At 68.3% G+C, this 22,505-nt stretch carries 18 protein-coding genes; 10 read left to right on the forward strand and 8 right to left on the reverse strand.

The genetic code is table 11. The annotated features are described in order from the left end of the window. The first annotated feature begins 54 nt into the window (after positions 1–54). Positions 55–1,008: an NAD-dependent epimerase/dehydratase family protein gene (locus ABN273_RS04420; protein WP_349447324.1), complete on the forward strand. Its 954-nt coding sequence runs from the start codon at positions 55–57 to the stop codon at positions 1,006–1,008. A 6-nt stretch (positions 1,009–1,014) separates the two neighbouring features. Here the strand turns inward: ABN273_RS04420 and ABN273_RS04425 are convergent, their stop codons facing one another. From ABN273_RS04425 to ABN273_RS04445, 5 genes are read right to left on the reverse strand one after another with little or no spacing between them, the layout of a single operon-like run. Continuing rightward, positions 1,015–2,280 (reverse strand): ABC transporter substrate-binding protein, encoded by a 1,266-nt coding sequence (locus ABN273_RS04425; RefSeq protein WP_349447325.1) that lies wholly within the window; start codon positions 2,278–2,280, stop codon positions 1,015–1,017. A gap of 5 nt (positions 2,281–2,285) precedes the next feature. Beyond that, complete coding sequence (locus ABN273_RS04430; protein WP_349447326.1) at positions 2,286–3,278, reverse strand: branched-chain amino acid ABC transporter permease; 993 nt, start codon at positions 3,276–3,278, stop codon at positions 2,286–2,288. Continuing rightward, complete coding sequence (locus tag ABN273_RS04435) at positions 3,275–4,156, reverse strand: branched-chain amino acid ABC transporter permease (protein ID WP_349447327.1); 882 nt, start codon at positions 4,154–4,156, stop codon at positions 3,275–3,277. The genes ABN273_RS04430 and ABN273_RS04435 overlap by 4 nt, the downstream gene beginning before the upstream one ends. Positions 4,157–4,159: 3 nt before the next feature. Beyond that, positions 4,160–4,873: an ABC transporter ATP-binding protein gene (locus ABN273_RS04440; RefSeq protein WP_349447328.1), complete on the reverse strand. Its 714-nt coding sequence runs from the start codon at positions 4,871–4,873 to the stop codon at positions 4,160–4,162. Further along, positions 4,870–5,628, reverse strand: a complete 759-nt coding sequence (locus ABN273_RS04445; protein ID WP_349447329.1) for an ABC transporter ATP-binding protein — start codon at positions 5,626–5,628, stop codon at positions 4,870–4,872. The genes ABN273_RS04440 and ABN273_RS04445 overlap by 4 nt, the downstream gene beginning before the upstream one ends. A gap of 179 nt (positions 5,629–5,807) precedes the next feature. Between ABN273_RS04445 and ABN273_RS04450 the strand changes: the two genes are divergently transcribed. After that, positions 5,808–7,160, forward strand: a complete 1,353-nt coding sequence (locus ABN273_RS04450; protein WP_349447330.1) for a PucR family transcriptional regulator — start codon at positions 5,808–5,810, stop codon at positions 7,158–7,160. Further along, the gene (locus ABN273_RS04455; protein WP_349447331.1) at positions 7,147–8,616 is read left to right on the forward strand and encodes a long-chain-fatty-acid--CoA ligase; all 1,470 of its coding nucleotides are present in this window, start codon (positions 7,147–7,149) and stop codon (positions 8,614–8,616) included. The genes ABN273_RS04450 and ABN273_RS04455 overlap by 14 nt, the downstream gene beginning before the upstream one ends. Here ABN273_RS04455 and ABN273_RS04460 read toward each other — a convergent pair. Beyond that, on the reverse strand, positions 8,603–10,903 hold the full coding sequence (locus tag ABN273_RS04460; protein ID WP_349447332.1) for a M20/M25/M40 family metallo-hydrolase: 2,301 nt from the start codon (positions 10,901–10,903) through the stop codon (positions 8,603–8,605). The genes ABN273_RS04455 and ABN273_RS04460 overlap by 14 nt on opposite strands. A 140-nt stretch (positions 10,904–11,043) precedes the next feature. Between ABN273_RS04460 and ABN273_RS04465 the strand changes: the two genes are divergently transcribed. From ABN273_RS04465 to ABN273_RS04475, 3 genes are all read left to right on the forward strand, one after another. After that, a complete protein-coding gene (locus ABN273_RS04465; RefSeq protein WP_349447333.1) occupies positions 11,044–11,793 on the forward strand; it encodes a sulfite exporter TauE/SafE family protein in 750 nt (249 codons plus the stop codon). A gap of 404 nt (positions 11,794–12,197) precedes the next feature. Further along, positions 12,198–13,547 carry an AAA family ATPase gene (locus ABN273_RS04470; RefSeq protein ID WP_349447334.1) on the forward strand — a complete coding sequence of 450 codons (1,350 nt, stop codon included), beginning with the start codon at positions 12,198–12,200 and terminating at the stop codon, positions 13,545–13,547. Next, positions 13,544–14,743 carry a tetratricopeptide repeat protein gene (locus ABN273_RS04475; protein ID WP_349447335.1) on the forward strand — a complete coding sequence of 400 codons (1,200 nt, stop codon included), beginning with the start codon at positions 13,544–13,546 and terminating at the stop codon, positions 14,741–14,743. The genes ABN273_RS04470 and ABN273_RS04475 overlap by 4 nt, the downstream gene beginning before the upstream one ends. A gap of 164 nt (positions 14,744–14,907) precedes the next feature. Here the strand turns inward: ABN273_RS04475 and ABN273_RS04480 are convergent, their stop codons facing one another. Both ABN273_RS04480 and ABN273_RS04485 read right to left on the reverse strand, forming a co-directional pair. Further along, entirely contained in the window at positions 14,908–17,988 is a 3,081-nt protein-coding gene (locus tag ABN273_RS04480; RefSeq protein ID WP_349447336.1) for an AfsR/SARP family transcriptional regulator, read from the reverse strand. A gap of 318 nt (positions 17,989–18,306) precedes the next feature. Continuing rightward, positions 18,307–18,990 (reverse strand): transposase, encoded by a 684-nt coding sequence (locus ABN273_RS04485; RefSeq protein WP_349447337.1) that lies wholly within the window; start codon positions 18,988–18,990, stop codon positions 18,307–18,309. Between the two features lie 295 nt (positions 18,991–19,285). Here ABN273_RS04485 and ABN273_RS04490 point away from each other — a divergent pair, with 295 nt between their 5' ends. The 4 genes from ABN273_RS04490 to ABN273_RS04505 all read left to right on the forward strand — a co-directional run bounded on the left by ABN273_RS04490 (position 19,286) and on the right by ABN273_RS04505 (position 22,405). Further along, positions 19,286–19,963 carry a transposase gene (locus ABN273_RS04490; RefSeq protein ID WP_349447338.1) on the forward strand — a complete coding sequence of 226 codons (678 nt, stop codon included), beginning with the start codon at positions 19,286–19,288 and terminating at the stop codon, positions 19,961–19,963. Between the two features lie 598 nt (positions 19,964–20,561). After that, a complete protein-coding gene (locus ABN273_RS04495; RefSeq protein ID WP_349447339.1) occupies positions 20,562–20,921 on the forward strand; it encodes a hydroxyisourate hydrolase in 360 nt (119 codons plus the stop codon). A 27-nt stretch (positions 20,922–20,948) separates the two neighbouring features. Continuing rightward, positions 20,949–21,734: an iron-containing redox enzyme family protein gene (locus ABN273_RS04500; RefSeq protein WP_349447340.1), complete on the forward strand. Its 786-nt coding sequence runs from the start codon at positions 20,949–20,951 to the stop codon at positions 21,732–21,734. A gap of 104 nt (positions 21,735–21,838) precedes the next feature. Continuing rightward, complete coding sequence (locus tag ABN273_RS04505) at positions 21,839–22,405, forward strand: GNAT family N-acetyltransferase (protein WP_349447341.1); 567 nt, start codon at positions 21,839–21,841, stop codon at positions 22,403–22,405. The last annotated feature ends 100 nt before the right edge of the window (positions 22,406–22,505 follow it).

Below are 22,505 nucleotides of genomic sequence, written 5' to 3' on the forward strand. Positions count from 1 at the left end.
AGCACAGGAACCCTCCACATTTACTTATATGGAGGAGCACGTCAAGCTGGGCGCATGCGAGTAGCGGTGATTGGCGCCAGCGGTCATATCGGCACATATCTAATCCCCCGGCTGGTCGACGCCGGACACGACGTCGTCGCCGTGAGCAGGGGCAAGCGGGAGCCCTACAGCCCGCACGGGGCCTGGCAGCGGGTCACCGCCATCACCGCCGACCGCGAGGCGGAGGACGCCGACGGCACGTTCGGGCGGCGGATCGCCGACCTGGAGGCGGACGTCGTCATCGATCTCATCTGCTTCACGGAGTCCAGCGCCCGCGACCTGGCGGCGGCGCTGACCGGGCGGGTCCGGCACTTCCTGCACTGCGGGACGATCTGGACGCACGGGCCCAGCGCCCGGGTGCCGACGACCGAGGACATGCCCAAGCGCCCGATCGGCGAGTACGGCAAGCAGAAGGCCGCCATCGAGGCCCACCTCCTCGAACGCGCGCATCGCGACGGATTCCCCGCCACGATCATCCACCCGGGACACATCACCGGGCCTGGCTGGGTGCCGGTCAACCCGGCGGGCAACGTCAACCCCGCCGTGTTCCAGACGCTGGCCGACGGCGCCGAGCTGGCGCTGCCGAACTTCGGCATGGAGACCGTCCAGCACGTGCACGCCGACGACGTGGCCCGGCTGTTCGTGGACGCCATGGTCAACCCGTCCGTCGCCGTGGGCGAGAGCTTCCACTCCGTCGCCACCACCGCCCTGACGCTGCGCGGCTACGCCGAGGCGGTGGCGGGCTGGTTCGGGCGGGAGGCGCGGCTGACCTTCCTGCCGTTCGAGCGGTGGCGGGAGACGGTGTCGGAGGAGGACGCGCAGATCACGTACGACCACATCGCCTACAGCCCCCACTGCAGCATGGAGAAGGCCGAGCGGCTCCTGGGGCACCGGCCCCGATACGCGCCGCTCGAGGCCATCTCGGAGGCGGTCGACTGGCTGCTCAGGGCGGGCACCGTCACGCGGTGAGGCCCATCACCCCGTGAGGGGGCCGAACTCCTTCCGCGTGTCGATGACGTCGCCGAAGAGCTCCCAGCGCTCGCCCTTGAACGTCATGAGCTGCATCGACTCGATCGGGAAGCCGTCCGCCTGGCCGGTGTCGAGTGTCACGCCGGGCAGCAGCATGTCGATCTTGACGCCTTTGAGGTCGCGTACGGAGTCGCGCAGCCCCTCGCGGGTCGGGCACTTGGCCGCCTCCATGGCCTTGTGGAAGCTGCTCGCCACCGCCCAGCCGAAGGCGTGGTAGGGGATGTTCGGGTCGGCGCCGGGCGCATACTGCTGCATCTTCTGCCGGTAAAGCGTCATCTCCTGGTCGTTCTGCCAGGTCGGGTCGTTGGGGTCCTTGTAGTACGTGGCCGAGACGACGCCCTGCACGTTCGCGAAGCCGACCGGCTTGAGCACGGTGATCGAGGCGGAGACGTTGTTGACGATGTGCAGCGGGTTCCAGGCCGTGTTCCTGGCGTCGGCGGCCAGCGCCTGCGAGCCGAACTTGGGCGTGGTGATGTCGAGGAACACCTCGGCCTTCGACTCGGCGAGGTTGCGCATCTGGGGGTCGATGCTGGGGTCGGTCACCTCGTAGCTCTGCTCGGCCACGATCGTGATGCCGGTGCCCTCGACGGCCCGCTTGAACCCGCCGAGCAGGTCCTTGCCGAAGTCGTCGTTCTGGTAGAGGACGGCGACCTTGGCCTGGGGCTTCTCCTTCTTGAGGTACTGGGCGTAGACGCGGGCCTCGGAGACGTAGTTGGGCTGCCAGCCGATCGTCCACGGGTGCGCGGTGTCGGTGCCCCACTTGGAGGCGCCGGTGGCGACGAAGATCTGCGGGACCTTGCGCTGGTTCGTGTAGTCCCAGGTGGCGGTGGTCGAGGGCGTGCCGAGCGTCTGGAACAGGGCGAACACCTGCTCCTGCTCCACCAGCCTGCGCGCCTCCTCGACGGCCTTGGGCGGCTGGTAGCCGTCGTCGCGCACGACGAACTCGACCTTGCGCCCGCCGATGCCGCCCTTCTCCGCGTTGATGTAGTCGAAGTACGCCTTGATGCCCTTGGGGATGTCCCCGTAGGCGGAGGCGGGGCCGGACAGCGGGTAGATGCCGCCCAGCTTGATGGTCTTGTCGGTGATGCCGGTCGTCTGCTGTCCCTGGCACTCGCCCGACGCCGCAGTGCCCGCGCCGCCGCCGCTGTCCCGCCCCCCGCAGGCGGCGACCAGGAGAAGCACCGCAGCAGCCCCGATCGCAGATACACGCATCGCTCTTACTCCTTCCGGGGAACTTTCTTGACCAAGCGCCCGGCCAGCCCGGCGAGACCCGTCGGGGCCACGTACATCACCGCGATGATCAGCAGGCCGAAGACGACGCCGGGAGCGGCGTCGTTGATGTCCTGCGCGATGCCCGGCACGAACATCACGAACAGCCCGCCCAGCACGGGGCCGGACAGCGAGCCGAGCCCGCCGACGACCAGTCCGGCCAGCAGGGTGATCGACAGGTTGACGGTGAACGAGTCCGGCGACACGAACCCGATCACCCACGTGTAGAGGCAGCCCGCCGCGCCGGCGAACATCGCGCTCCACGCGAACGCGAGGGTCTTGTAGGACGACAGCCGCACGCCCATGACCTCGGCCGCGGCCTCGTCGTCCCTGACGGCGTGCAGCGCCCGGCCCACCCGCGAGCGCAGCAGGCTGCCCGCCACCAGGAACGCCGCGACGGCGACGAGCAGGGTGAGGAAGTACAGCCACTGGTCCTCGGCCAGGCCGCTCCAGCCGGGCGGCGCGGGCTTGGCCAGCGTCAGCCCCATGGAGCCGCCGGTGACCGCCTCGAAGCGCTTGAGCAGCGGCACCAGGAAGATGGCCACGGCGAGCGTGACGAGCGCCAGGTAGAGGCCGCGCAGCCGCATGGCCGGCAGGCCGAACGCCAGGCCCAACACGAACGCCGCCCCGGCCGCGACGGGGAGGGTCAGCGGGTACGGGAGCGCCCAGCGGTCGAGGAGGATCGCGGTCGCGTACGCGCCGACGGCGAAGAACGCGCCGTGCCCGAGCGAGATCTGGCCCGCGTGGCCGACGAGGAGGTTCAGCCCGAGCAGCGCCACCGCGTAGACCAGCACCATCGTGAGCTGGAAGACGTGGAAGGGGGCGAGCTGGAACGGCGCGTAGCAGGCTGCCACCAGGAGCACCGCCGCACCCGCCCACCGCAGGCGCGTCGTACGCAGCGCCGTGCCGGGTGCGCCTTTGGAGATCGCGGTGGGCGTCATGACCGCTCCACCACCGCTCGCCCGAACAGGCCCCGGGGCCGCAGCAGGAGCACACCCAGGATGATCACCAGCGGCACCCCCACCTTGAGGTCGGACCCGATGAACCCGACGTAGGCACCGGCCAGCGTCTCCGCCACTCCGACGATCAGCCCGCCCACGACGGCGCCCACCGGGCTGTCGAAGCCGCCGAGGGTGGCCGCCGCGAACGCGTAGATGAGGACGCCGCCCATCATGTTCGGCTCCAGGAACAGCAGCGGCGCCACCAGCACCCCTGACACCGCGCCCACGGTGGCCGCCAGTCCCCAGCCGAGCGCGAGCGTCCAGCCCACCCGGATCCCGACCAGCCGCGCCGACTCGGGGTTGCTCGCCACCGCCCGCATCCCCAGCCCGATCTTGGTGTGCTGGAAGAGCAGGTACAGGAGACCCATGACGACCGCCACCACGGCGAGCACCCCGAGCGTCGAGAAGCTCACGCTGATCCCGGCCGCCTCCAGCCCGCCGCCGGGGAACGGGTTGGGGAAGTCCTTGATCAGGAACGTCCAGATCCACCCGGCGGCGGCGTTGACGAAGATGAACAGCCCGACGGTGACGATGACCAGCGTCAGCTCGGGGGCGCCCTCGACCGGACGGATGATCACCCGTTCGATGAGCATCCCGCCCGCGAACGACACCACCAGCGTGAGCACCAGCGCCAGCCAGAACGGCAGCCCGGCGGCCACGCACTGCCAGGCGACGTACGTGGCGAACATGGCCAGCTCGCCCTGGGCGAAGTTCACGATGCCGGTGAACTGGTAGATCAGCACGAGGGCCAGCGCCAGGCTGGCGTAGATGGCGCCCGCGCCGAGCCCCTCGACGAGCTGCTGCAGGAATCCGCCCATCGGCTACACCCGGTATCCCAGGTACGACTGCGCGACCTGCTCATCGGCCCTGATCTGCTCGGCCGTGCCCGACAGGACGATCCGCCCGGTCTCCAGCACGTGCGCCTGCTGGGCGATGCCGAGCGCGAGATGGGCGTTCTGCTCGACGACGACCACGGTGGTGCGCTCCTCTGCGTTGACGGCCTGGACGATGCGGAACAGCTCCCGGGTGACGAGCGGGGCCAGGCCGAGCGACGGCTCGTCGAGCAGGAGCAGCCGGGGCCGCAGCATGAGGGCCCGGCCGATGGCCAGCATCTGCTGCTCGCCGCCGCTGAGGCTGCCGGCGGCCTGCTTGAGCCGGCTCTTCAGCACCGGGAAGTACGTGTGGACTCGTTCGAGGTCCTCTTCCACTTCGGCACGGCCGCGCCGGACGAAGGCGCCGAGCCGGAGGTTCTCCTCGACGGTCAGCGGCATGAACGTGCCCCGCCCCTCCGGCACGTGGGCCACGCCCTGCCGGGCGAGCGCGTCGGGCGAGCGGCCCGCCAGGTCCGTGCCGTCGAGCGAGACCCGGCCGCGTGCCCGCACCATGCCGGACAGGGCACGCAGCAGCGTCGTCTTGCCCGCGCCGTTCGGCCCGAGAATCGCGCAGATCTCCCCCTCGCGGACGGTCAGGCTCACGCCGTGCAGCACGCGGGCGTCCCCGTACCCGGCCACCAGGTCCTCGACGACGAGTGTCATACCGCCGTCCCCAGGTACGCCTCGATGACGCCGGGGTCGCGCTGCACCTCGCCAGGCGGCCCTTCGGCGATCTTGCGGCCGAAGTCGAGGCACACGATCCGCTCGCAGATCCCCATGACGAAGCCCATGTGGTGCTCGACCACGATCACCGTCAGGTCGTACTCGGACCGGATCGCGCCCAGCGTGCCCGCGAACTCCTCGACCTCCGCCGCGTTCAGCCCGTTCACCGGCTCGTCAAGCAGCAGCAGCCGGGGCCGCCCGACGAGCGCGCGGGCCAGCTCGACCCGTTTGAGCGTCCCGAACGGCAGTCCGGTCGCCGGATGGTCGGCCACGCCGGTCAGGCCCAGGCGCTCGATCACGGCGTCGGCGTCCGCGCGCAGCGCGCGCTCCTCGCGGCGCACGCCGGGCAGCCGCAGTCCCGCGGTGAGGAAGCCGGCGCGGCCCCTGTGGTGCGCGCCGACCAGCACGTTGTCGCGTACCGGCAGCCGGGGGAAGAGGCCCAGGTTCTGGAACGTCCTGGCGATGCCCAACTCCGCGATCGCGTACGGCGCCACGGCCGTCAGGTCCCTGCCCTCGTACACGATCGTCCCCGAGTCGGCCTCGTACCGCCGGGTGAGGCAGTTGAACAGGGTGGTCTTGCCGGCTCCGTTCGGCCCGATGAGTCCCACCATCTCCCCGCGCGCCACCTCGAAGCCCACGCCGTCCAGCGCCGTGATGCCGCCGAAGCGGACGGTAAGATCGTCTACCTCCAGCATCCGGCCTCCTGGAGAACAATGTTCTGAAGGTGGGCTCAGCGTAGGATCGGCCGGTCACAGGCCGCATTGGGCACGGTGACCCAAGATGTTCCAGGCGAGTTGTCCGCTGAGCACAGGGTGGGTCTCGGACCGGTCACGACCCGTTGACCTCCCGGCTATGGCCATGGATCATCCCGGGCATGTCCACTGGTTCGTACACCGTGGAAGCCGTCCGCGTGGAACGCGCGCGGATTCTCTCCGAGCTGCTCACCGACGTCGACGCACTGGCCGATGCCGCGCTCGCCGCGATACTGCGGGAGATCCCGGTCTACTCGGCGCAGGGGCCGGACTTCCACGCCGACGTGCGGGAGCACGTGGTCAGGCACTACCGCGCCAAGCTGGCCGTGCTGCTGGAAGAGCGCACGGTCACACACGGGGACATCTCGTTCACCCGCCGGCCGGCCATGCGCCGGGCCAGGGCGGGGGTGCCGCTGGCCGACTACATCAACGCGTTCAGGGTCGGGCAGCGGGTCTTCTGGGAGGCGGTGGTCGAGCGGGCCGGGCACACGTACGCCGGTCGCGAGGCGGCCCTGTCGCTGGTGGCGCCGCTGATGCGGTACTCGGACTTCGCCAGCACGCACACGGCGAACGCGTACATGGAGTTCCAGCAGTACGCGGCCGCCGAGGCGGTACGCGAGAGCCGTGACCTGCTGGAGACGCTGCTGGCGGGCTGCGTGCCGACGCGGGGCAGGGAGCTGGCGGCGGCGCAGGCCCACGGCCTCGCGCCGGACGCGCGCACGCCGCTGCTCGTGGTGATCGCCGTGCTCGCCGGGCCGCCCGCGGCCTTCGACGAGGGCGCCGACGCCCGGCATGCGGCCTGCGCGGCCATCGCCAGGACCGGCGGGAACGGCACCCGTACGTTGTCCGTCGTGCGCCAGTCGGAGATCGTGGCGATCCCCGTGCTCGGCCCCGGCACCGGCCCCGAGGAGCTGTGCGACCGGCTGCAGGCGGTGCTGGCTGGCCTGGCCCGCGAGGGGATCAGGCTGGCCATGGGCATCAGCACCGTGTCGGCGGGGATTGCGCAGATCCCGCAGGCGTACCAGGAGGCCAGGGCCGTGCTGGACTTCGTGCCCGAGGAGGGCGGGGTGGCGGCGCTGCCGCGGATCACGCCGTTCCAGTACCTGGCGCTGAAGGCCGACGACACCGCCCGCCACCTGGTGGACCCGCGCATCACGTCGCTGCTGGCCGAGGACCGGGCGCGGGGCGGCGTGCTGACGGCCACGATCAGGGCGTTCGCCGCCGCCGACCTGAACCTGCGGGCCGCTGCCGAGCGGCTGCAGATCCATCCGAACACCGCTCAATACCGGCTGCGCCGGATCCAGGAGCGCACGGGGCGCAGCCTGCGCTCGATCAGCGATCTCGTCGAGCTGCTCGTGGCGATCGCGCTGCAGGACTCGCTCCACACCACCAATGCCGGGCGGGAAAGACTGGTCACCGCGACCGATGAGGGGCGAGGGAGAGCGGACGTACGGTCATGCCATGAACCTCGCTGACCGGCTCCACATCGCCGCCGGGCGACTCGGCGGCAGAGCGGTTCTCACGCTGGACGAGGCGGAGCTCACCTACGGCGGGCTCGACGAGCTGAGCACCCGGCTCGCGGGGCTGCTGCGAGGCCGCGGGATCGGCGCCGGCGACCGGGTCGCGATCATGCTGCCGAACGTGCCGGAGTTCGGCGTCGTCTATTACGGGGTGCTGCGGATCGGGGCGATCGTGGTGCCGCTGGACCCGCTGCTGAAGCGGCGGGAGATCGCCGCGTACCTGGGCGACTGCGGGGCGCGGCTGCTGATCGCCTGGCACGCGTTCGCGGAGACCGCCGAGGCGGGCTCGGCGGGCACGAAGGCGGACTGCTTCTTCGTGGTGCCCGAGGAGTTCCGCAGGCTGCTGCGGGGCGTGGCGGGCGAGCGGGAGATCGCCGCCACCGGAGACGGCGACACGGCCGTCATCCACTACACCTCCGGGACGACGGGCCGTCCGAAGGGCATCGAGCTGACCCACGCGAACCTGGGCGGCAACGCCGCCACCGTGGCCCGCATGCACGCGCTCGGCGTGGACGACGTGGTGCTGGGGGCGCTGCCGCTCCACCACACGTTCGGGCAGACGTGCTCGCTCAACGCAACCGTGCACGCGGGGGCGCGGCTGACGCTGCTGCGGCGGTTCGAGGCGGGGCGGGCGCTGGAGGTGATCAGGCGCGACGGGGTGACCGTCTTCCACGGCGTGCCCGCCATGTACATCTCGCTGCTCGACCATCCCGGCGCCGCCGACCTGTCGATGCTGCGCGTCCGCGCGTCCGGCGGGGCGGCGCTGCCGCTGGACGTGCAGCGCGCGTACGAGACCAGGTTCGGCTGCGAGATCATCGAGGGGTACGGGCTCAGCGAGACGTCCCCCGTGGCCACCACGAACCGGGGCGGCCACCACCGCAGGCCCGGCTCCATCGGCTGGCCGATCAGGGGCGTCGAGATGAAGATCGTCGACGAGGACGGCCGCGAGACGCCGCGTGGCGAGATCGGCGAGATCGTCGTGCGCGGTCCCAACGTGATGAAGGGCTATTGGAACAACCCCGCCGCCACCGCGGAGGCCGTCCGCGACGGCTGGTTCCACACCGGCGACCTCGGCAGGGTGGACGAGGACGGCTACTTCTACCTGGTGGACCGCCGCCGCGACGTGATCATCCGCGGCGGCTACACCGTCTATCCGCGCGAGGTCGAGGAGGTCCTGTACGAGCACCCGGCGGTGCGGCAGGCGGCGGTCTTCGGTGTGCCGCACCCGGGGCTCGGGGAGGAGATCGAGGCCGTGGTGGCCGTACGCGCCGCGGTGACCTGCGAGGAGCTGCGCGATTTCGTGCGGGAGCGGGTGGCGGCCTACAAGTACCCGCGGCGCATCTCGTTCGTGGACGAGCTGCCGATGAGTCCCACCGGCAAGATCCTCAAGCGGGCGCTCATCTCTCGCTGATCGTGTACGTACGGGTGACCGCCACCAGATCGCCGTCCTCGCGCGTCGCCGCCACCACCCCCACCGGCCTCGGGACGAAGCCGGGCACCTGCCGGAATCCGTCGGTCTCGGCGATGGCGGTCACCCTGAACCGGCCGGCCCGCGGCACTCGCACGGTGATCTCCGCGCCGGAATCGGGCAGGCCGCGGAAGCGGATCTCGCCGGGCCAGGTGTTGGCCCGCGTGCCGGTGACCTCGACGCTCACGGGGGTCATGCCGGCCGCGGCGGCGCTCGCCCCGGTGATGGGCCGCTCGACTCTCAGCGTGACCGAGCGGGCCGCCCGGCCGGCGGTCACGCGGAGCTTGACCGTGTCGCCGTCGCGCGAGAGCACGGTGACGCGGGGCTCGGCGGCTCTCGTCACCGGCGCGGGTCCCGTCCAGAGCGAGGTGCCGCGGGCGTAGCCGGGAGGCAGTTTCGTCGTGTCATGGCTCGACACGTACTTCCTGGTCCAGGCGGGCGGCTCCGGGTCGGCGCTGACCCAGCTCGCGGTCCCGGCGTCGGCGTCCAGCACGTACGCGAGGTGTGTGCGCAGCGGGTCGTCCGCGTCGAAGCCGTCGGTGGCCAGCCCGCCGCCGACCAGCACCACGGCGAGCCCGGCGGCGGCCAGAGGGACCAGGCTCGGCACCCGCTCCGGCAGGCACAGCTCCGCGATCGGCAGCACCGTCAGCCCGAACAGCGCCAGCACCAGCGCGGGCGCGCCGCCGAGCGCGAGGCCCATCCCGTCGAACGCGTTCCCGGCCAGGGCGGGCAGCAGCATCGCCGCCATGACCGTGCCCAGCGTCGCCGCCACCACCGGCCAGACCGCGCCACGCAGCAGGATCGCGGCCGTCCCGCCGAGCGCGCAGAACAGCGCGGGCAGCGTGAACACGAACGACGCGCCCGGCGCGACCTGGGCGCACAGCAGGCCGAGCCCGGCAGGCCAGGCCAGCGCCCCGACGGCGAGCGCCGCGGGCCCGAGGCGGCGGCGCAGCGGCAGGTACCAGCAGAGCAGCGCCAGCCCCGACAGCACCGCGACGGCCACCTGGAACGCCCGCGGGTGGTGCAGCAGCCCGCCCATCCCGTCGTACGCGGGCCGCGCGGCCACCAGCACCTCCCACAGCCCCTGCGCCAGGGCCGCCGCGAGCACCAGCGGCACGACGCCGGACACCGCGCCGGCGGCGAGCCGGGGCAGGCTGACCAGCCGCCGCCTGCGCGCGAGCAGCGCCAGCCCGGCCACCGCGACCACCGCGAGCGCGGCCAGCGGCCAGACGAGCGCGTTCGAGTACGTGACCATGGTCCCGAAGACGCGGAAATAGGTGACGTCGTGATCGGCGGCCAGCGCCTGGAGGTCGGCGTTCCCGAGTGCGCGGGCCAGCGCCAGCATGTTGGAGCCGTGGTGCTGCAGACTGCCCCGGTCGAGGTGGGCGAGCGAGTCGTCGGCGGTGTGATAGCGCGACGAGCCCTCGATGTAGGCGAAGTTCATGCCGCCGAAGCCGCTCTTGGACATCGGGGTGAAGTCCGTGTTGTTGGGGAGCAGCCGGTAAATCTCCACCATCGTGGAGTCGCCGCGCGGGTGCGGCACGGCGCTCGCGAACGTCTCGACCAGCCCGGCGTTCTTCCTGGACGTCTCGAACATCAGTGACGGGCCGCTCACTCCCCTGGCCTCCCAGTTGAGCAGGACCCCGCCCGCGCGGCCCAGGGGGTGCTCCCTGACGAACGCCTCGGCGCCCAGCGTTCCGTCCTCTTCGCCGTCCGTCATCAACAGCACCAGGTCGTTGCGGAGCGCGCCGCCCTTGAGCGCCCGTACCGTCTCCAGCATCGCCGCCACCGCGGCGGCGTCGTCGGAGGCGCCAGGCCCCATCGCCGCGGAGTCGTAGTGCGCGGCGATCAGCACCGTTCCGGTCGGGTCGGCGCCCTTCGCCGTGGCCACGACGTTGTCCACCTGCCCGAACGACGCCAGCCCCGTCGACGGGTTCGCCCCGATCGCCCGCTGGACCCGCACGTCGAGCCCCGCCGCGCGCAGCTGCCCGGCGAGGTAGTCCCTGGCCCGGTCACCTGCCTGGCTGCCGATCGGGCGGCTCTCGGTGGCGAACCTCTCGAGGTGGCGCAGGGCCCGCTCGGCGCTGAACTCCGCGGCCGGCGCGGAGGCGGGCAGCGGCTGCATCGTGCTGTTCGCCATGGCGGTCAACATGATCACTCCGGCGAGCACGAGCAGGGCGCACACCCCCGCAGACGCCCGGCGCGGGAGGTCGAACAACTTTCCCATCATGACCGGGAACGCTAGGTACCCTGGCCAGGGCAGCGGAATGATGTGCGCGCCCGGATAGACCTGCGGTTTTCCACACCATGCGTCCCATATGGCGAGACGATTCGTCTTAGAAAATAAGACATGCCCTAAAGTCCCATGGCATGACACCTTGGGAGATGGTCGCGGTGCTGGCGGCCGGCGTCGTGGGCGGGGGCATCAACACCGTGGTCGGGTCGGGATCGCTGATCACGTTCCCCACACTGCTGGCGGTCGGCCTGCCGCCGATCACCGCGAACGTCTCCAACAACATCGGCCTGGTCCCCGGTGGCCTCACCGGTGCCATGGGCTACCGGCCCGAGCTGAAGGGCCAGCGCGAGCGGCTGCTCAGGCTGGCCCCCGCCTCCGTCATCGGCTCGCTGGCCGGCGGCCTGCTGCTGCTCAACCTGCCCGAGAGCAGCTTCAACATGATCGTCAGCGTGCTGATCGCGCTGTCCTGCGTGCTGGTCGTGATCCAGCCCAGGATCAGCCGCATGCTGGCCGCCCACCCGGGGCGCACGCACGGCGGCCCGTGGCTGTGGCTGGGCACACTGGCGGCCGGCGCGTACGGCGGCTATTTCGGCGCCGGGCAGGGCATCCTGCTCATCGGCCTGATGGGCATCCTCCTGCACGAGGACCTGCAGCGCATCAACGCGGCCAAGAACGTGCTCGCCCTGCTGGTGAACTTCACCGCCGCCGTCCTCTACACGCTGGTCGCCGACGTGGACTGGCTCGCCGTGCTGCTGGTGGCGCTGGGCTCGATGATCGGCGGCTTCCTCGGCGCCCGCGTGGGCCGCAGGCTGCCCGCCCCGATCCTGCGCGGCGTGATCGTCTGCATCGGCGTCGCGGCGATCGTCAAGCTCCTGGCCGCCTAGCTCAGCCGGACACACGCGGGCGAGCGCGGTCACCGCGGGCCACAGCAGCACGACCCCGGCCGCGAACAGGCTGTACGACAGGACCATCTGCTCCGGCCGCGCGGCGTAGGCGGCGAGCTGGTCGGGGAAGAAGTCGCCCTCGCCGGCCCGGATGAGCACCCCGGCGATGAGCAGCGACGGGCCGAGCACCAGACCGGCGCCCTCGACCCAGCGCCCGGGAAGCGTGTGCTTGATCGTCATGCCATCGATCCAAGCGACCGGAGCGCGTCCGCACATGGGCGCTGCCGCGAGAACCCGAGGTAGACCCAGCGCTACCACCCGACGCTGCACCTCTATGCACGGGATCTCGATAGTCTGCGTAGTTTTAGGGACGACCGAATCCTGTGACAGAAGGGACCAGGCACGTGCTCGAAGATGCCGGCCTCCAGGCGCTCCGCGAGGCGGCACGCCTGTCCCCGGACAACCTCCCTCTCCGGCGGCATCTCGCCGAGCAGCTCCTGGCCAAGGGCTATCTGGCCGACGCGGAGGCCGAGTTCCGCGCCGCTCTCGTGCTCGCGCCCAAGGACCCGGACATCACGGCGGGGCTGGCCGAGGCGTTCGTACGGCAGAGTGCCCACAGCGCCGCACTGTCGGTGCTGGAGCCGTTCCTTGCCACACCCGGATATCCGCCGCGCATGGGCGTGCTCGCGGCCAGGGCGCTGCTCGGCGAGGGGGATACGGGCAGGGCGGGCCACCGCTACCACGAGGCGGTCTCCCGTGATCCGTCCGTCGCCGATCCCGAACTGGCCGCCCGCCTGACCGCCCCGCCCCCGCCCCCGCCCGCCGCACCTGCTCACGCGGCACCGGCATATGCCACACCGGCCGACGCGCCTTCGGGGGCCGAGGTGGAGAAGTCGAAGCAGACCTTCGCCGACGTGGCCGGGATGGAGGCGGTCAAGGAGTCGCTGCGGGTGAAGCTGCTGCTGCCGATCCAGCAGCCCGAGCTGTTCGCCGCGTACGGCAAGCGCGCCGGCGGCGGCGTCCTGCTGTACGGCCCGCCGGGGGCCGGCAAGACCCACCTGGCCAGGGCCGCGGCCGGCGAGCTCGGCGCGGCGTTCGTCAACGTCGGCCTGGCCGACATTCTCGACATGTACGTCGGCTCCAGCGAGCGCAACCTGCGCGCGACCTTCGACCTGGCCCGCCGCAACCGCCCGTGCGTGCTCTTCTTCGACGAGGTGGACGCGCTGGCCGCGCGCCGCTCCGACATGCGCCAGGCGCACACCCGGCAACTGGTCAACCAGTTCCTGGCCGAGCTCGACGGCGTGGACCAGAGCGCCAACGAGGGCGTGCTGGTGCTGGCCGCCACGAACGCGCCCTGGTACATCGACGTGGCGTTCCGCCGCCCGGGGCGCTTCGACCAGCTTGTGTTCGTGCCGCCGCCGGACGCCGCGGCGCGCGCGGCCATCCTGCGCATCCTCTGCCGCGACAAGCCGCTGGCCGAGATGGACTTCGACGCGGTGGCGAAGGTCACCGACCACTACGTCGGCGCGGACCTCAAGGGCCTGGTGGACCGCGCGGTGGAGGTCAAGCTCCAGCAGTCGATCAGCGCGGGCCGCCCCATCCCGATGACCACCGGCGACCTGCTGGCCGCCGCCCAGGGCGTCCGGCCCACGGCGGTACGCGAGTGGCTGGCCACCGCGCGCAACTACGTGCTGCACGCCAACGAGTCCGGCGCGTGGGACGAGCTGATGCCCTGGATCAAGGGCAAGTGGTGAACGTCGGCGAGTCGATCAATCGCGGGAAGACGCTGCTTCAACTACGCCGCCCAGCGGACGCCGAGCGGGAGCTGCGCGGCGTGCTCGCCGTCGAGCCGCAGCAGGGCATGGCGCAATGCCTGCTCGCCCTGGCCCTCATCCAGCAGGGCAGGGCAGGCGAGGCGGTGGCCGTGGCGCAGGAGGCGGTGCGGCTGGCACCCGATCACTGGTACTCGCACTACGTGGCCGGACAGGTGTACTACCGTGCGAACCTGGCCGACCACGCGATCGCCGCCGCCCAGGCTTCGCTGGCCGCGGATCCCGGACAGGCGGCGGTCTGGGAACTGCTCGCCCGCGGGCACATGCTGAAGGGCCAATGGCGCCAGATGGCCGATGCGGCCCGCCGCGGGCTGGCCATCGATCCGGAAGTGCCGGACCTGGTGAGCCTGCTGTCGCTGGCCCACACCAAGCTCGGGGAGGCAGAGCCGGCCAGGGCCGCCGCGGCGCACGCCCTACGGCTCGATCCGGAGAGCGCCACCGCGCACCTGGTGTCCGGCAGGGCGGCGCTGGCCTTCGGCGACCCCAAGGCGGCCGTCGACTCCTTCCGCGAGGTGCTCCGCCTCGACCCGGGTTTCGGTTCGGCCAGGGACCTCCTGGTGACGGCGCTCAAGCAGCGCAACCCGCTCCAGCAGACGCTGTCGAAGCTGCGGCGCCGCTACCGCGGCGGCTGGCGGCTGGTGTTCCTGCTGCCCGTGGCCCCGCCGCTCATCGCCGTCTTCGTCCTCGTCGCGCTGCTGCACTGGGCGGCGTGGGTCTCCGAGTCGGTGACCGTGCTGCGGCTGGCCCGCGCCAAGGCCACCCGGCTGCTGTTCGAGGGCGCCGAGGCCCGCGTGGCCCTGGCGTGCTGCGCCCTCGTCGCCGGCGGGACGGCGGTGCTCGGGCTGGGCATCGCGCTCGGCCTGGAGGCCGTGGGTACGGCGGGTGTGGCGGTCATGGCCCTGGTCACTGCCGTGCAGGAGGCCACGCACACCGGGTCGCCCCGCGGCCGCAAGACGCTCTACGGCTGGACCGGCCTGCTGGTGGCGACCATCGCCGTGGCCGTGATCGCCGGCGCCCCCGTCGTCGCACTGGTGAGCGTGTACGCCGAGCTCGGCACGATCTGGGTAGCGGCGGGCGTACGGCGCTTCTTCCTGGACCACAGCGCCGCCGAGGGCTAGCCCTTCGGGCGGGTGCGGACGATGGCGTGCGCCTCCTCTTGGCCCATTCTGAACATGCGCAGCAGCTGCTCGGCCAGTTCGTCTGGTGAGTCCTCGTCCACCTGACCCCGCCACGCGCGCTCCCGCCACAACGGCGGGACCGCCCCGACACCACCAAACCGTGATCAAGAGTCGTCACCGACGGCCAGACCGCTCGCGTCCGCTGAGTCGATCGCGTTCATGAGGCGGGAATAAAGCAGGGGATCGGCATCACCCACCAACTCCAGTGCCGAGCGCCAGTTTCGTACGGCTTCTTCCCCGTGTCCTGCTTGCTCACGCAGCCGCCCAACGAGCTCCAGCACCCGAGCGCGCCATACAGCAGCCGGCCCGAGGTCGCCGAGTGCTTGTAGAGCCTGGTCAAGTCTTCCCATGGCCATTTGAGGCTGGCCGCGTGCCACATCGAGTTCGGCCAAGGACAGGAGCACCCGACCCCGAATGAGAAGGTCTTGCGCATGATCCGCGGCGGCAAGGGCCGCGTTGAGACTGGCCTCAGCCAAACTGAACGACGATTGCCGGGTTCGAACGATGCCGATGCCCAACAGTGTGTACGCCTGCCCAGTGACATCCCCACTAGACTCGGTGATCGTATTGGCCGCACTGAACATCTCCCTCGCAGACTCCAGGAGCCGTGTCTGCAGATAGAACTCACCGAGCTGATGCAGGGTCTGTGCGGTGACCCGTTGCGCGCCGAGCCGCCGACATACTTTGAGGGCCTGTTGGAGCAGACTTTCGGCAGTCGCATTCTGTTGTTGATCCATATGGATCAAAGCGATGTCCTTGAGCATGTGCGCCTCACCGATGAGGTCACCTGCCTCCTGGAACCCCTGCAGCGCCTCCGCGTACCGAGCCAGTGCCACCCCGTATCGGCCGGCCAGTCGATCCAGATAGCCCAGCCCGCCCAGAGCCAGGGCACGCCCATGCGTGTCACCAAGCTCATCCATGATCTTGAGGGCGCGCTCGAAGTAGCTCGAAGCATCTTTCAGATGACTGGTGAGGGCGAGTATGCCCAGCGAATACAGTATTGCGGCCTGGCCGCGACGGTTGCGGGTCTCATTGACCAAACCCAGGGCAGCCTCATGGGTCTCACGCCAGTCAGTGACATGTGAATCCGGCTGGAAGAGAGTCACTGAGGTCAAGGCCAGGTCCCAGCACAGCTCGTCGAAACCGGCTCCGGCAGCCCGGAAAATCGCAGCGACGAGCGCCTCATGCTCACGCCGGAACCAGCGCATGGGAGATTGAAGCAGAGTGTCAACGATGTCTTCGGGGAGGTGCCAGCGTTCGGCGGTTCCATGCAAGACGCTGTAGTCGCCGCCGTAGACCCGACGATGGGCTTCAGCGGCGAGGGTCAGCCAGCACCCGAGGTATCTGCGTATCGATGCTATTCGCTCGGTGGTCGACTCGTCGTCTACCAACCGCTCCGTCAGGTAGATCCGCACAAGGTCGTGCACCTGGAAACGCACGGATCCGTCCGCTGTTCGCCTGACCTCCACGAGCCGGGCGTCCACGAGGTTCTCCAGCATGTTCTCCGCGGCTTCCAAATCGCGATCCAGCAAAGGAGCGCATACCCAGGACGCGAACTCGATTGAGCCGAGCAGCCCGAGACGCCGGAGAAGGGTCTGACTCTCCTTGTCCAGATTCTGATAGGAGAGCGATATCGTCGCCCGCATGCTCATGCATCCCAGGTCGAGTTCGTCCAGCCTGCGTTTCTCGTTTTCAAGTCGACGAACCATCTGGTGAATAGCCCAATGAGGCCTTGCGGCAAGCTTTGCCGCCACGATGCGAATCGCCAAGGGGAGATATTCGCAGAACCTGACCAGATCACGTACAGAGTGCAGCTCGGCTTCCGCTCGCGCAGGGCCGATCAACTGCGTCACAAGATTTACGCTGGATTGCTCGTCAAGAGGGGCGATTTCAAATTGCTGACCTCCGCATACCAGTCCGGTCAGACGGTTCCGGGTGGTGATGATGACTGCGCAACGGGGCGTTCCGGGCAGAAGTGGTGTTACCTGGAACATGCTGTCGACGTCATCCAGAACGATCAGAACACGGCGCTCGGCCAGCAGACTCCGGTACAAGGCAGCCCGATCGTCCATGCTGGGCGGAAGCGTGGACGGTTCGACACCGAACGAGCGGAGGATCTGCTCCAGCAGGCTGGCGGGGCTTTTCTGTTGCCCATTTCCATCCTGGAGCCGGGCAAACAGCTGTCCGTCAGGATATTCATCCTTGATCAGATGTGCGGCATGAATCGCGAGGGAGGTCTTCCCCACACCCCCAGGCCCGGTGAACGTGACAACCGCCACGGACTCTGAGCTGGATGCTCGGCCTGGTGACAGGATGGTGCGCACCTGGCGGAGAAGGGCATCCCTGCCTACTATGTCGCCTGAGGTCGCAGGGAGCTGGCGTGGTATGGGAACTGCAGGGGCGCTTTCGGCGTTGTACTCCGATCCGGCCGGACTGCGGAGCTCGGGGGCATTCTGCAGAATCGCCTGTTCGAGGGCGCGCAATTCCGGGTCAAGGTCCAGCCCCAACTCCTCTTGGAAGGTGTCGCGTCCCTTCCTGTACACCTCAAGGGCCTCTGCCTGCCGGCCAGACCTGTACAGCGCCAACATCAGCTGTGCGCGAAATCTCTCACGCAGCGGATTCTCTGCCACCAACTCGGTCAGCTCGCCGACTACTTCATTATGGCGTCCGAGCGCGAGCTCCAGTTCGAGACAGCTTTCCAGCGCTACGAATATCTTTTCGTTCAGCCTGGTCGCCGCGGACTGAACGAGCCTGCTCGACACTCCGGTCATGGCAGGGCCTCGCCATAGTTTTAGCGCGGCCCTCAAATGCTGCACCGCTTCTTCCGGTCGCTTTTCTGCGGCCGCGGCTTCCCCTCTCGCCGCCAGACGTTCGAAGACCTTGACATCCAAGGCGTCATCGGACACGTGAATCAGATAGCCGGGTGAACGTGTCGTGATGACCCCGCTGCCGTCCGAGTGGCCGAGCAGGCGTCGTAACGCCGACACGGTGAACTGGACTTGGCTCTTGGCAGTAGAAGGCGGATCCGCGTCCCATAAGGCATCAATTAACCGCCTGACCGAAACTACCTGATTCGAATCTAGGAGAAGCATGGATAACATAATCTCCTGCCGGGGCGCAGAAATGCCGATCGGCTTGCCGTTGAGCACGATCTCCACAGATCCCAGCAGCCTGAATTCGAGCATAAACGTTCCTTTGAGAGGGTACGTCCTTTGTTGCAGGGCTTCTCATCGTCGCCAACACGTTGACTGTGAGGAAAGCGCCGCGCACGCGACATGCTGGGGTTCGATACGCTCCATGCCATCTCCCCAGCCAGGACGACGACGCCAGTTCAATCCGCATGTGTCCTGGGCGCTCGCTCTCATCCACGTGTTCCCCTGTCAACACTGAGCCGGGCGTATAGACCAACGAGGACATTGGGCGACTTGGCTGCGTAGCACGCCGAAGCCGTCAAGCGTCTTTAACCTCCTGGACGAATTGTCTACTGGAATCTACCGAAATGTCTACAAGTTCCCAATGTTTTTGATCACGGGGGAGACCTTGCTGGCTAACTCGCCTTCAGACTGCTTGTGCTTCCTCTGCCAGTTCAAGGCGGGCGAGATGGTTGGTTCGGCCTCGATCGAGGAGGTGCCGTTCCACCAGGCATCCAGCCGGATCAGGTTGAGTGTGACGGCGGAGAAGACGTGTTCAAGGTGGACCTTCTTGATCTCTCGGGAGTGGGCGCGACGCAGGCCGATGGCCGAGCGGATCGTCCCCTCGACTCCGGCGCAGATCTTGTACTGGTCCTGCCGCTGCCGGCTGGCCTGTTCGGCACGGGCGGCTTCCAGGCCCGTTGGAACGGCTGCGGTGAAGGGTGAGCTGACAACGTTCTCGGGTGGAGGTCGTGCAGAGCGCGCGGACCGGGCACGGACGGCATGACGTGGTGGAAAAGGTGACCACATGGCATCGGTGCCGCGCTGGACGCATGGGCTCCACGAGGTGCTCCGGCGTCCTTGCGGGCAGGTGACCTGCTGGTTGTCCCAGTCCACGGTCAACGCGCTCCGGTCATACCCGCTCCGGGCGCGAGCCTGAGGCGATTGATCCACCAGCACGGGAGTGACGAATGTCAGGGCGTAAGCCTCACGCGCACCGACAACCAGCTCCGCCAAGGCGTAGCCGGAGTCGACGTAGTGCTCACCTGCACCCATGTGATCAGCGCGGTGCGGGACTTGAACCGGTTGGAGCTGGCCGGGGATTGTGTGCGTGCGGCGTTGGAGGCGATCACGGCCGCAATTCCGGGCTGGACCGGGCGGGTGCTGGAGGAGAGCGGCTATGCCGAGCGGTATTGGGCGCGCGTGGACTCTGGCGGTTGCCGACCTCGCAGGCCAAGCGCGATCAACTTGCCGTCACCTATGGTCGGACGCGCTGCCAGGCGCGACTCCCGCGTGCGGCAGGTGCGCTCTAGTCGGCGGCGAGCACGCCCCCGGCTGCGCCGATGCCGACGTGCTGCTGCCCGGTCTGGCCGGACGCCTCGATGAGATCACCGGGGTGGACACCTCGTGCGCTCAGGTCATCATCGCCGAACTCGGCACCGACGTGTCCGCCCAGTTCCCGACCCCGGCGCATGCCGCCGCCTGGGCCAAGCTGGTCCCCATCGCCCACCAGTCCGGCGCGCCTCGCGGACCGGCCCGCCGGGTAAAGGCAACCGCTGGTTACGCGGCGCGCTTGGGGACCGCCGCGATGGCAGCCGCCAAGAGCAAGGGCACCTTCCTCGGCGAGCGCTACCAGCGGATCCGTCGCCGCCGCGGCAAACAGAAAGCCCTGTTCGCAATCGCCCGCACCATCTTGGAGATCGCCTACCGGCTGATCGCCGATGCCACGCTCCGCCCTTCCACGACCTGGGCGCCGAGTACTGCGACACGCTCAACCCGGACAAACGTACCCGCAGCAAGATCCGGGAACTGGAACGACTCAACCCCAGCTCGTAAGTCCCCGGCACCCCGCTGGCCGGTCAACACTTCACGTTCATGCAGCTCAAGAGCATCACCCGCGCTGGAGCAGCGGTGGGTTGCCGACGTGCGCCTACCAAACGGTCCTAATTTCCGACCAGGATGGAAGAAGGCCCACCTCGAACACGTCTACTCCGCCGTCGCGCTCAACCTGGTCCGCCTGGGCGCATGATTGGAACGGCCACCCACTCGACCGGACCCGCACCAGACACCTCGCCCGCCTCGAACTCGCCTTGGCCGCCTGATCAGAATTAGCCACCAAGGTGACCTGATACGACAGATGCGCCTACATATTCCTGGGCGCTCTCACGATCGTAAACCTGGCCATCTGGCTCCGAACCTGATCAAGAAACAGCTCGTCGGGCGGACGTCGCCATCCCGCCGTGGACCGAGGGCTACAAGCCCCGACCTTTCGCGTACGGATCCACGACCGTGCGTTCTTCCTGGTCAAGCGCCTGATCTGCCCGGCGGCTTTGGCGGCTCCGCATCGGCCGGCGAGAGCTCACTTCGTCGTTCCGGGCACACCCCACGGAGGACCGTCGATGGCGGACGAAGCCTGAGCGAAGCAAGTGACTGTTCTTGTGGTGCGAACCATCTCAACCTCCCGGGCAGTTGCGTTATGTACGTAGCCCCACTACAGACAACCCAGATGTCAGATCACTATTACCGTGCTGTCGGCGCCGGCCATCTTTCATGATTGCGCGATAATAGCATCGCGATAGCAGCCCCGGAGAGCCTGTGTGTCATCGCTCTCGGATGGGACTCCTGCAATGAACATCACGGTGGATGTGATCGACTGGACGAACGGTCGTCCTGCGTCAGGTATAGCTGTTCGCCTCGAACGCCATGTTGGTGGAATCTGGGAAGAACCCGTAAAACGCTATACCGATGAAAATGGCTGGCTCACCGCTTGGCAGTCTGAGTTAGCAACGGCCACCGGCCTCTATCGCCTTGAATTCAACACGGACGAGTATTATGCGACCTTGGGCATCATCCCTTTCAATCCACGGGTTGCAGTGACATTCCGCATACGCGAGCCGTTTGAAGATTACCACCTCCCGGTGCTGGTCACCCCTTACGGGTGCCTGGCCTACAGAACGACATCCCCACGGAAGCCTGCCCAGAAATAGCGCTGCCAGATGAAAGGCTGTGAAAGAATGCCGATCAGCAAGTCCTACAACACCTACTCCACGCTTCAGCGACCGGAGTTCCGAAAGCGCGTCGAAGCGCTGCTTGACCAGTTCCAGGAGGAGTTCTACAAGGACCCCGAGGCGCAGAAGATGCTCAACAACGACTTCTTCTCGCTCGAACTCTACAAGCGGCACAACATCGAGACGATTCTCCGGATCGTGCTCAGGCGCCCCATCGATCCACTGATCGCGAACTACTGGGCATCTCGGAACTCCAAGCTCTGCAAGGAGTGGGCCCTCTACGGGGCGGAGGAAGGCCGCCACGACCGGATGTTCGCCCGTGACATGCATCTCGTCGGCGTGACCGACGAGGAGATCTACTCGACGCCGCCCACCTTCGCAACTGAGCTGCTCACCGGTTACTACTACTACACCCTCGCCACTGACGGCCCGCTCGGTGCGATGGCGGCTGTCTTCTACCTGGAGTCGGTTGCCGATCGGACCCAGCCGGCCTGGCTGGACGTGATGGAGCAGCATATCGGTAAGGACAAGACTCGGGGCGCGCGCGCTCATCTGAATCTGGATGAGGAGGACGAACACGTAGACCTGGTCTGGAACATGATCATGAATGTGGTGAAGACCGAGGAGGACGAGGAAGCCGTCATTCGTCACCTCACCAAAATCAACGCGCTCTTCATCGCCTACTTCTTTGAAGTCAACGAGATCTCCGAGAAGAGGAGCGCGGCGACCGCGTCGCAGCAGGCCATGGCCGCGCCCTTGGCCGCGGTGAAGACTGCCGTCAGACAGTCTTGAGCAGTTCCACCAGAGGGTCTTGGGCAGCGCGATCCGCCGCGATCGCGCCGCCCTGCCCGAGCAGAAACAGATGACCACGTACTCAACATGCTGCTGGAGAAGCCATGCATATCGGGTTCGTCAAGGAGCTGACCCGCCAAGACATGGAAGACGTGGTGGCGCTCCTAGATCAGGTGGCGCTCAAGGAGGCGACAAATGGGTACTACGAACCCTTGTCATCCGACTTGAGGCAAGAATTGATGGAGAGCATCAATGACGGCCTCAAGAAAGGCGTCTGCCATGTCCTCATCGCCCGGAACGAAGCTGAGCGCATCATCGGCATGATCACGCTTGAACAGCAGAAGCTCCCTGCACAGAAGCACATCATCGCGGTGAAAAGATGCGTCATCGACGACACTTATCGCGGATCCATGCTGCTCAGCCAAGGCCTCATAGATGTCCTGGAAAAGGCAAAGGACCTCGGCTGTGAGCAGATGATACTCGACGTCCGTAGCGACGGCCCCGTGGAGCTGTGGCGACGGCTCGGGTTCCAGGAATACGGACGCCTGGAGGACTACGCACGGATAGGTGGAGACGTTTATTGCGGCGTCTACATGTCGGCGAGTGTTCGGGACCTGCGCGCACTCGCCGGCCTCAGCACGGACTATCCAGTCCCTTCCCTCATGATGTGACCTGGTCCTCTAGCCGCTCAAGCGCATGAATGCCTGCACCCGGCGAAGGGCGAGTGGGGCTACCACTGAACGGAGCTCCACCCGCCCCGAACCAGCAGTG

This window comes from Nonomuraea sp. B19D2, assembly GCF_040137845.1.
In the GTDB taxonomy this organism is placed as follows: Bacteria; Actinomycetota; Actinomycetes; order Streptosporangiales; family Streptosporangiaceae; genus Nonomuraea.

Bases quoted from the DNA above. Each gene is read 5' to 3' on its own strand.
- ABN273_RS04420 (WP_349447324.1), top strand. From the start codon at position 55: ATGCGAGTAGCGGTGATTGGCGCCAGCGGTCATATCGGCACATATCTA.
- ABN273_RS04425 (WP_349447325.1), bottom strand. From the start codon at position 2,280: ATGCGTGTATCTGCGATCGGGGCTGCTGCGGTGCTTCTCCTGGTCGCC.
- ABN273_RS04430 (WP_349447326.1), bottom strand. From the start codon at position 3,278: ATGACGCCCACCGCGATCTCCAAAGGCGCACCCGGCACGGCGCTGCGT.
- ABN273_RS04435 (WP_349447327.1), bottom strand. From the start codon at position 4,156: ATGGGCGGATTCCTGCAGCAGCTCGTCGAGGGGCTCGGCGCGGGCGCC.
- ABN273_RS04440 (WP_349447328.1), bottom strand. From the start codon at position 4,873: ATGACACTCGTCGTCGAGGACCTGGTGGCCGGGTACGGGGACGCCCGC.
- ABN273_RS04445 (WP_349447329.1), bottom strand. From the start codon at position 5,628: ATGCTGGAGGTAGACGATCTTACCGTCCGCTTCGGCGGCATCACGGCG.
- ABN273_RS04450 (WP_349447330.1), top strand. From the start codon at position 5,808: ATGTCCACTGGTTCGTACACCGTGGAAGCCGTCCGCGTGGAACGCGCG.
- ABN273_RS04455 (WP_349447331.1), top strand. From the start codon at position 7,147: ATGAACCTCGCTGACCGGCTCCACATCGCCGCCGGGCGACTCGGCGGC.
- ABN273_RS04460 (WP_349447332.1), bottom strand. From the start codon at position 10,903: ATGATGGGAAAGTTGTTCGACCTCCCGCGCCGGGCGTCTGCGGGGGTG.
- ABN273_RS04465 (WP_349447333.1), top strand. From the start codon at position 11,044: ATGACACCTTGGGAGATGGTCGCGGTGCTGGCGGCCGGCGTCGTGGGC.
- ABN273_RS04480 (WP_349447336.1), bottom strand. From the start codon at position 17,988: ATGCTCGAATTCAGGCTGCTGGGATCTGTGGAGATCGTGCTCAACGGC.
- ABN273_RS04485 (WP_349447337.1), bottom strand. From the start codon at position 18,990: ATGGGTGCAGGTGAGCACTACGTCGACTCCGGCTACGCCTTGGCGGAG.
- ABN273_RS04495 (WP_349447339.1), top strand. From the start codon at position 20,562: ATGAACATCACGGTGGATGTGATCGACTGGACGAACGGTCGTCCTGCG.
- ABN273_RS04500 (WP_349447340.1), top strand. From the start codon at position 20,949: ATGCCGATCAGCAAGTCCTACAACACCTACTCCACGCTTCAGCGACCG.
- ABN273_RS04505 (WP_349447341.1), top strand. From the start codon at position 21,839: ATGCATATCGGGTTCGTCAAGGAGCTGACCCGCCAAGACATGGAAGAC.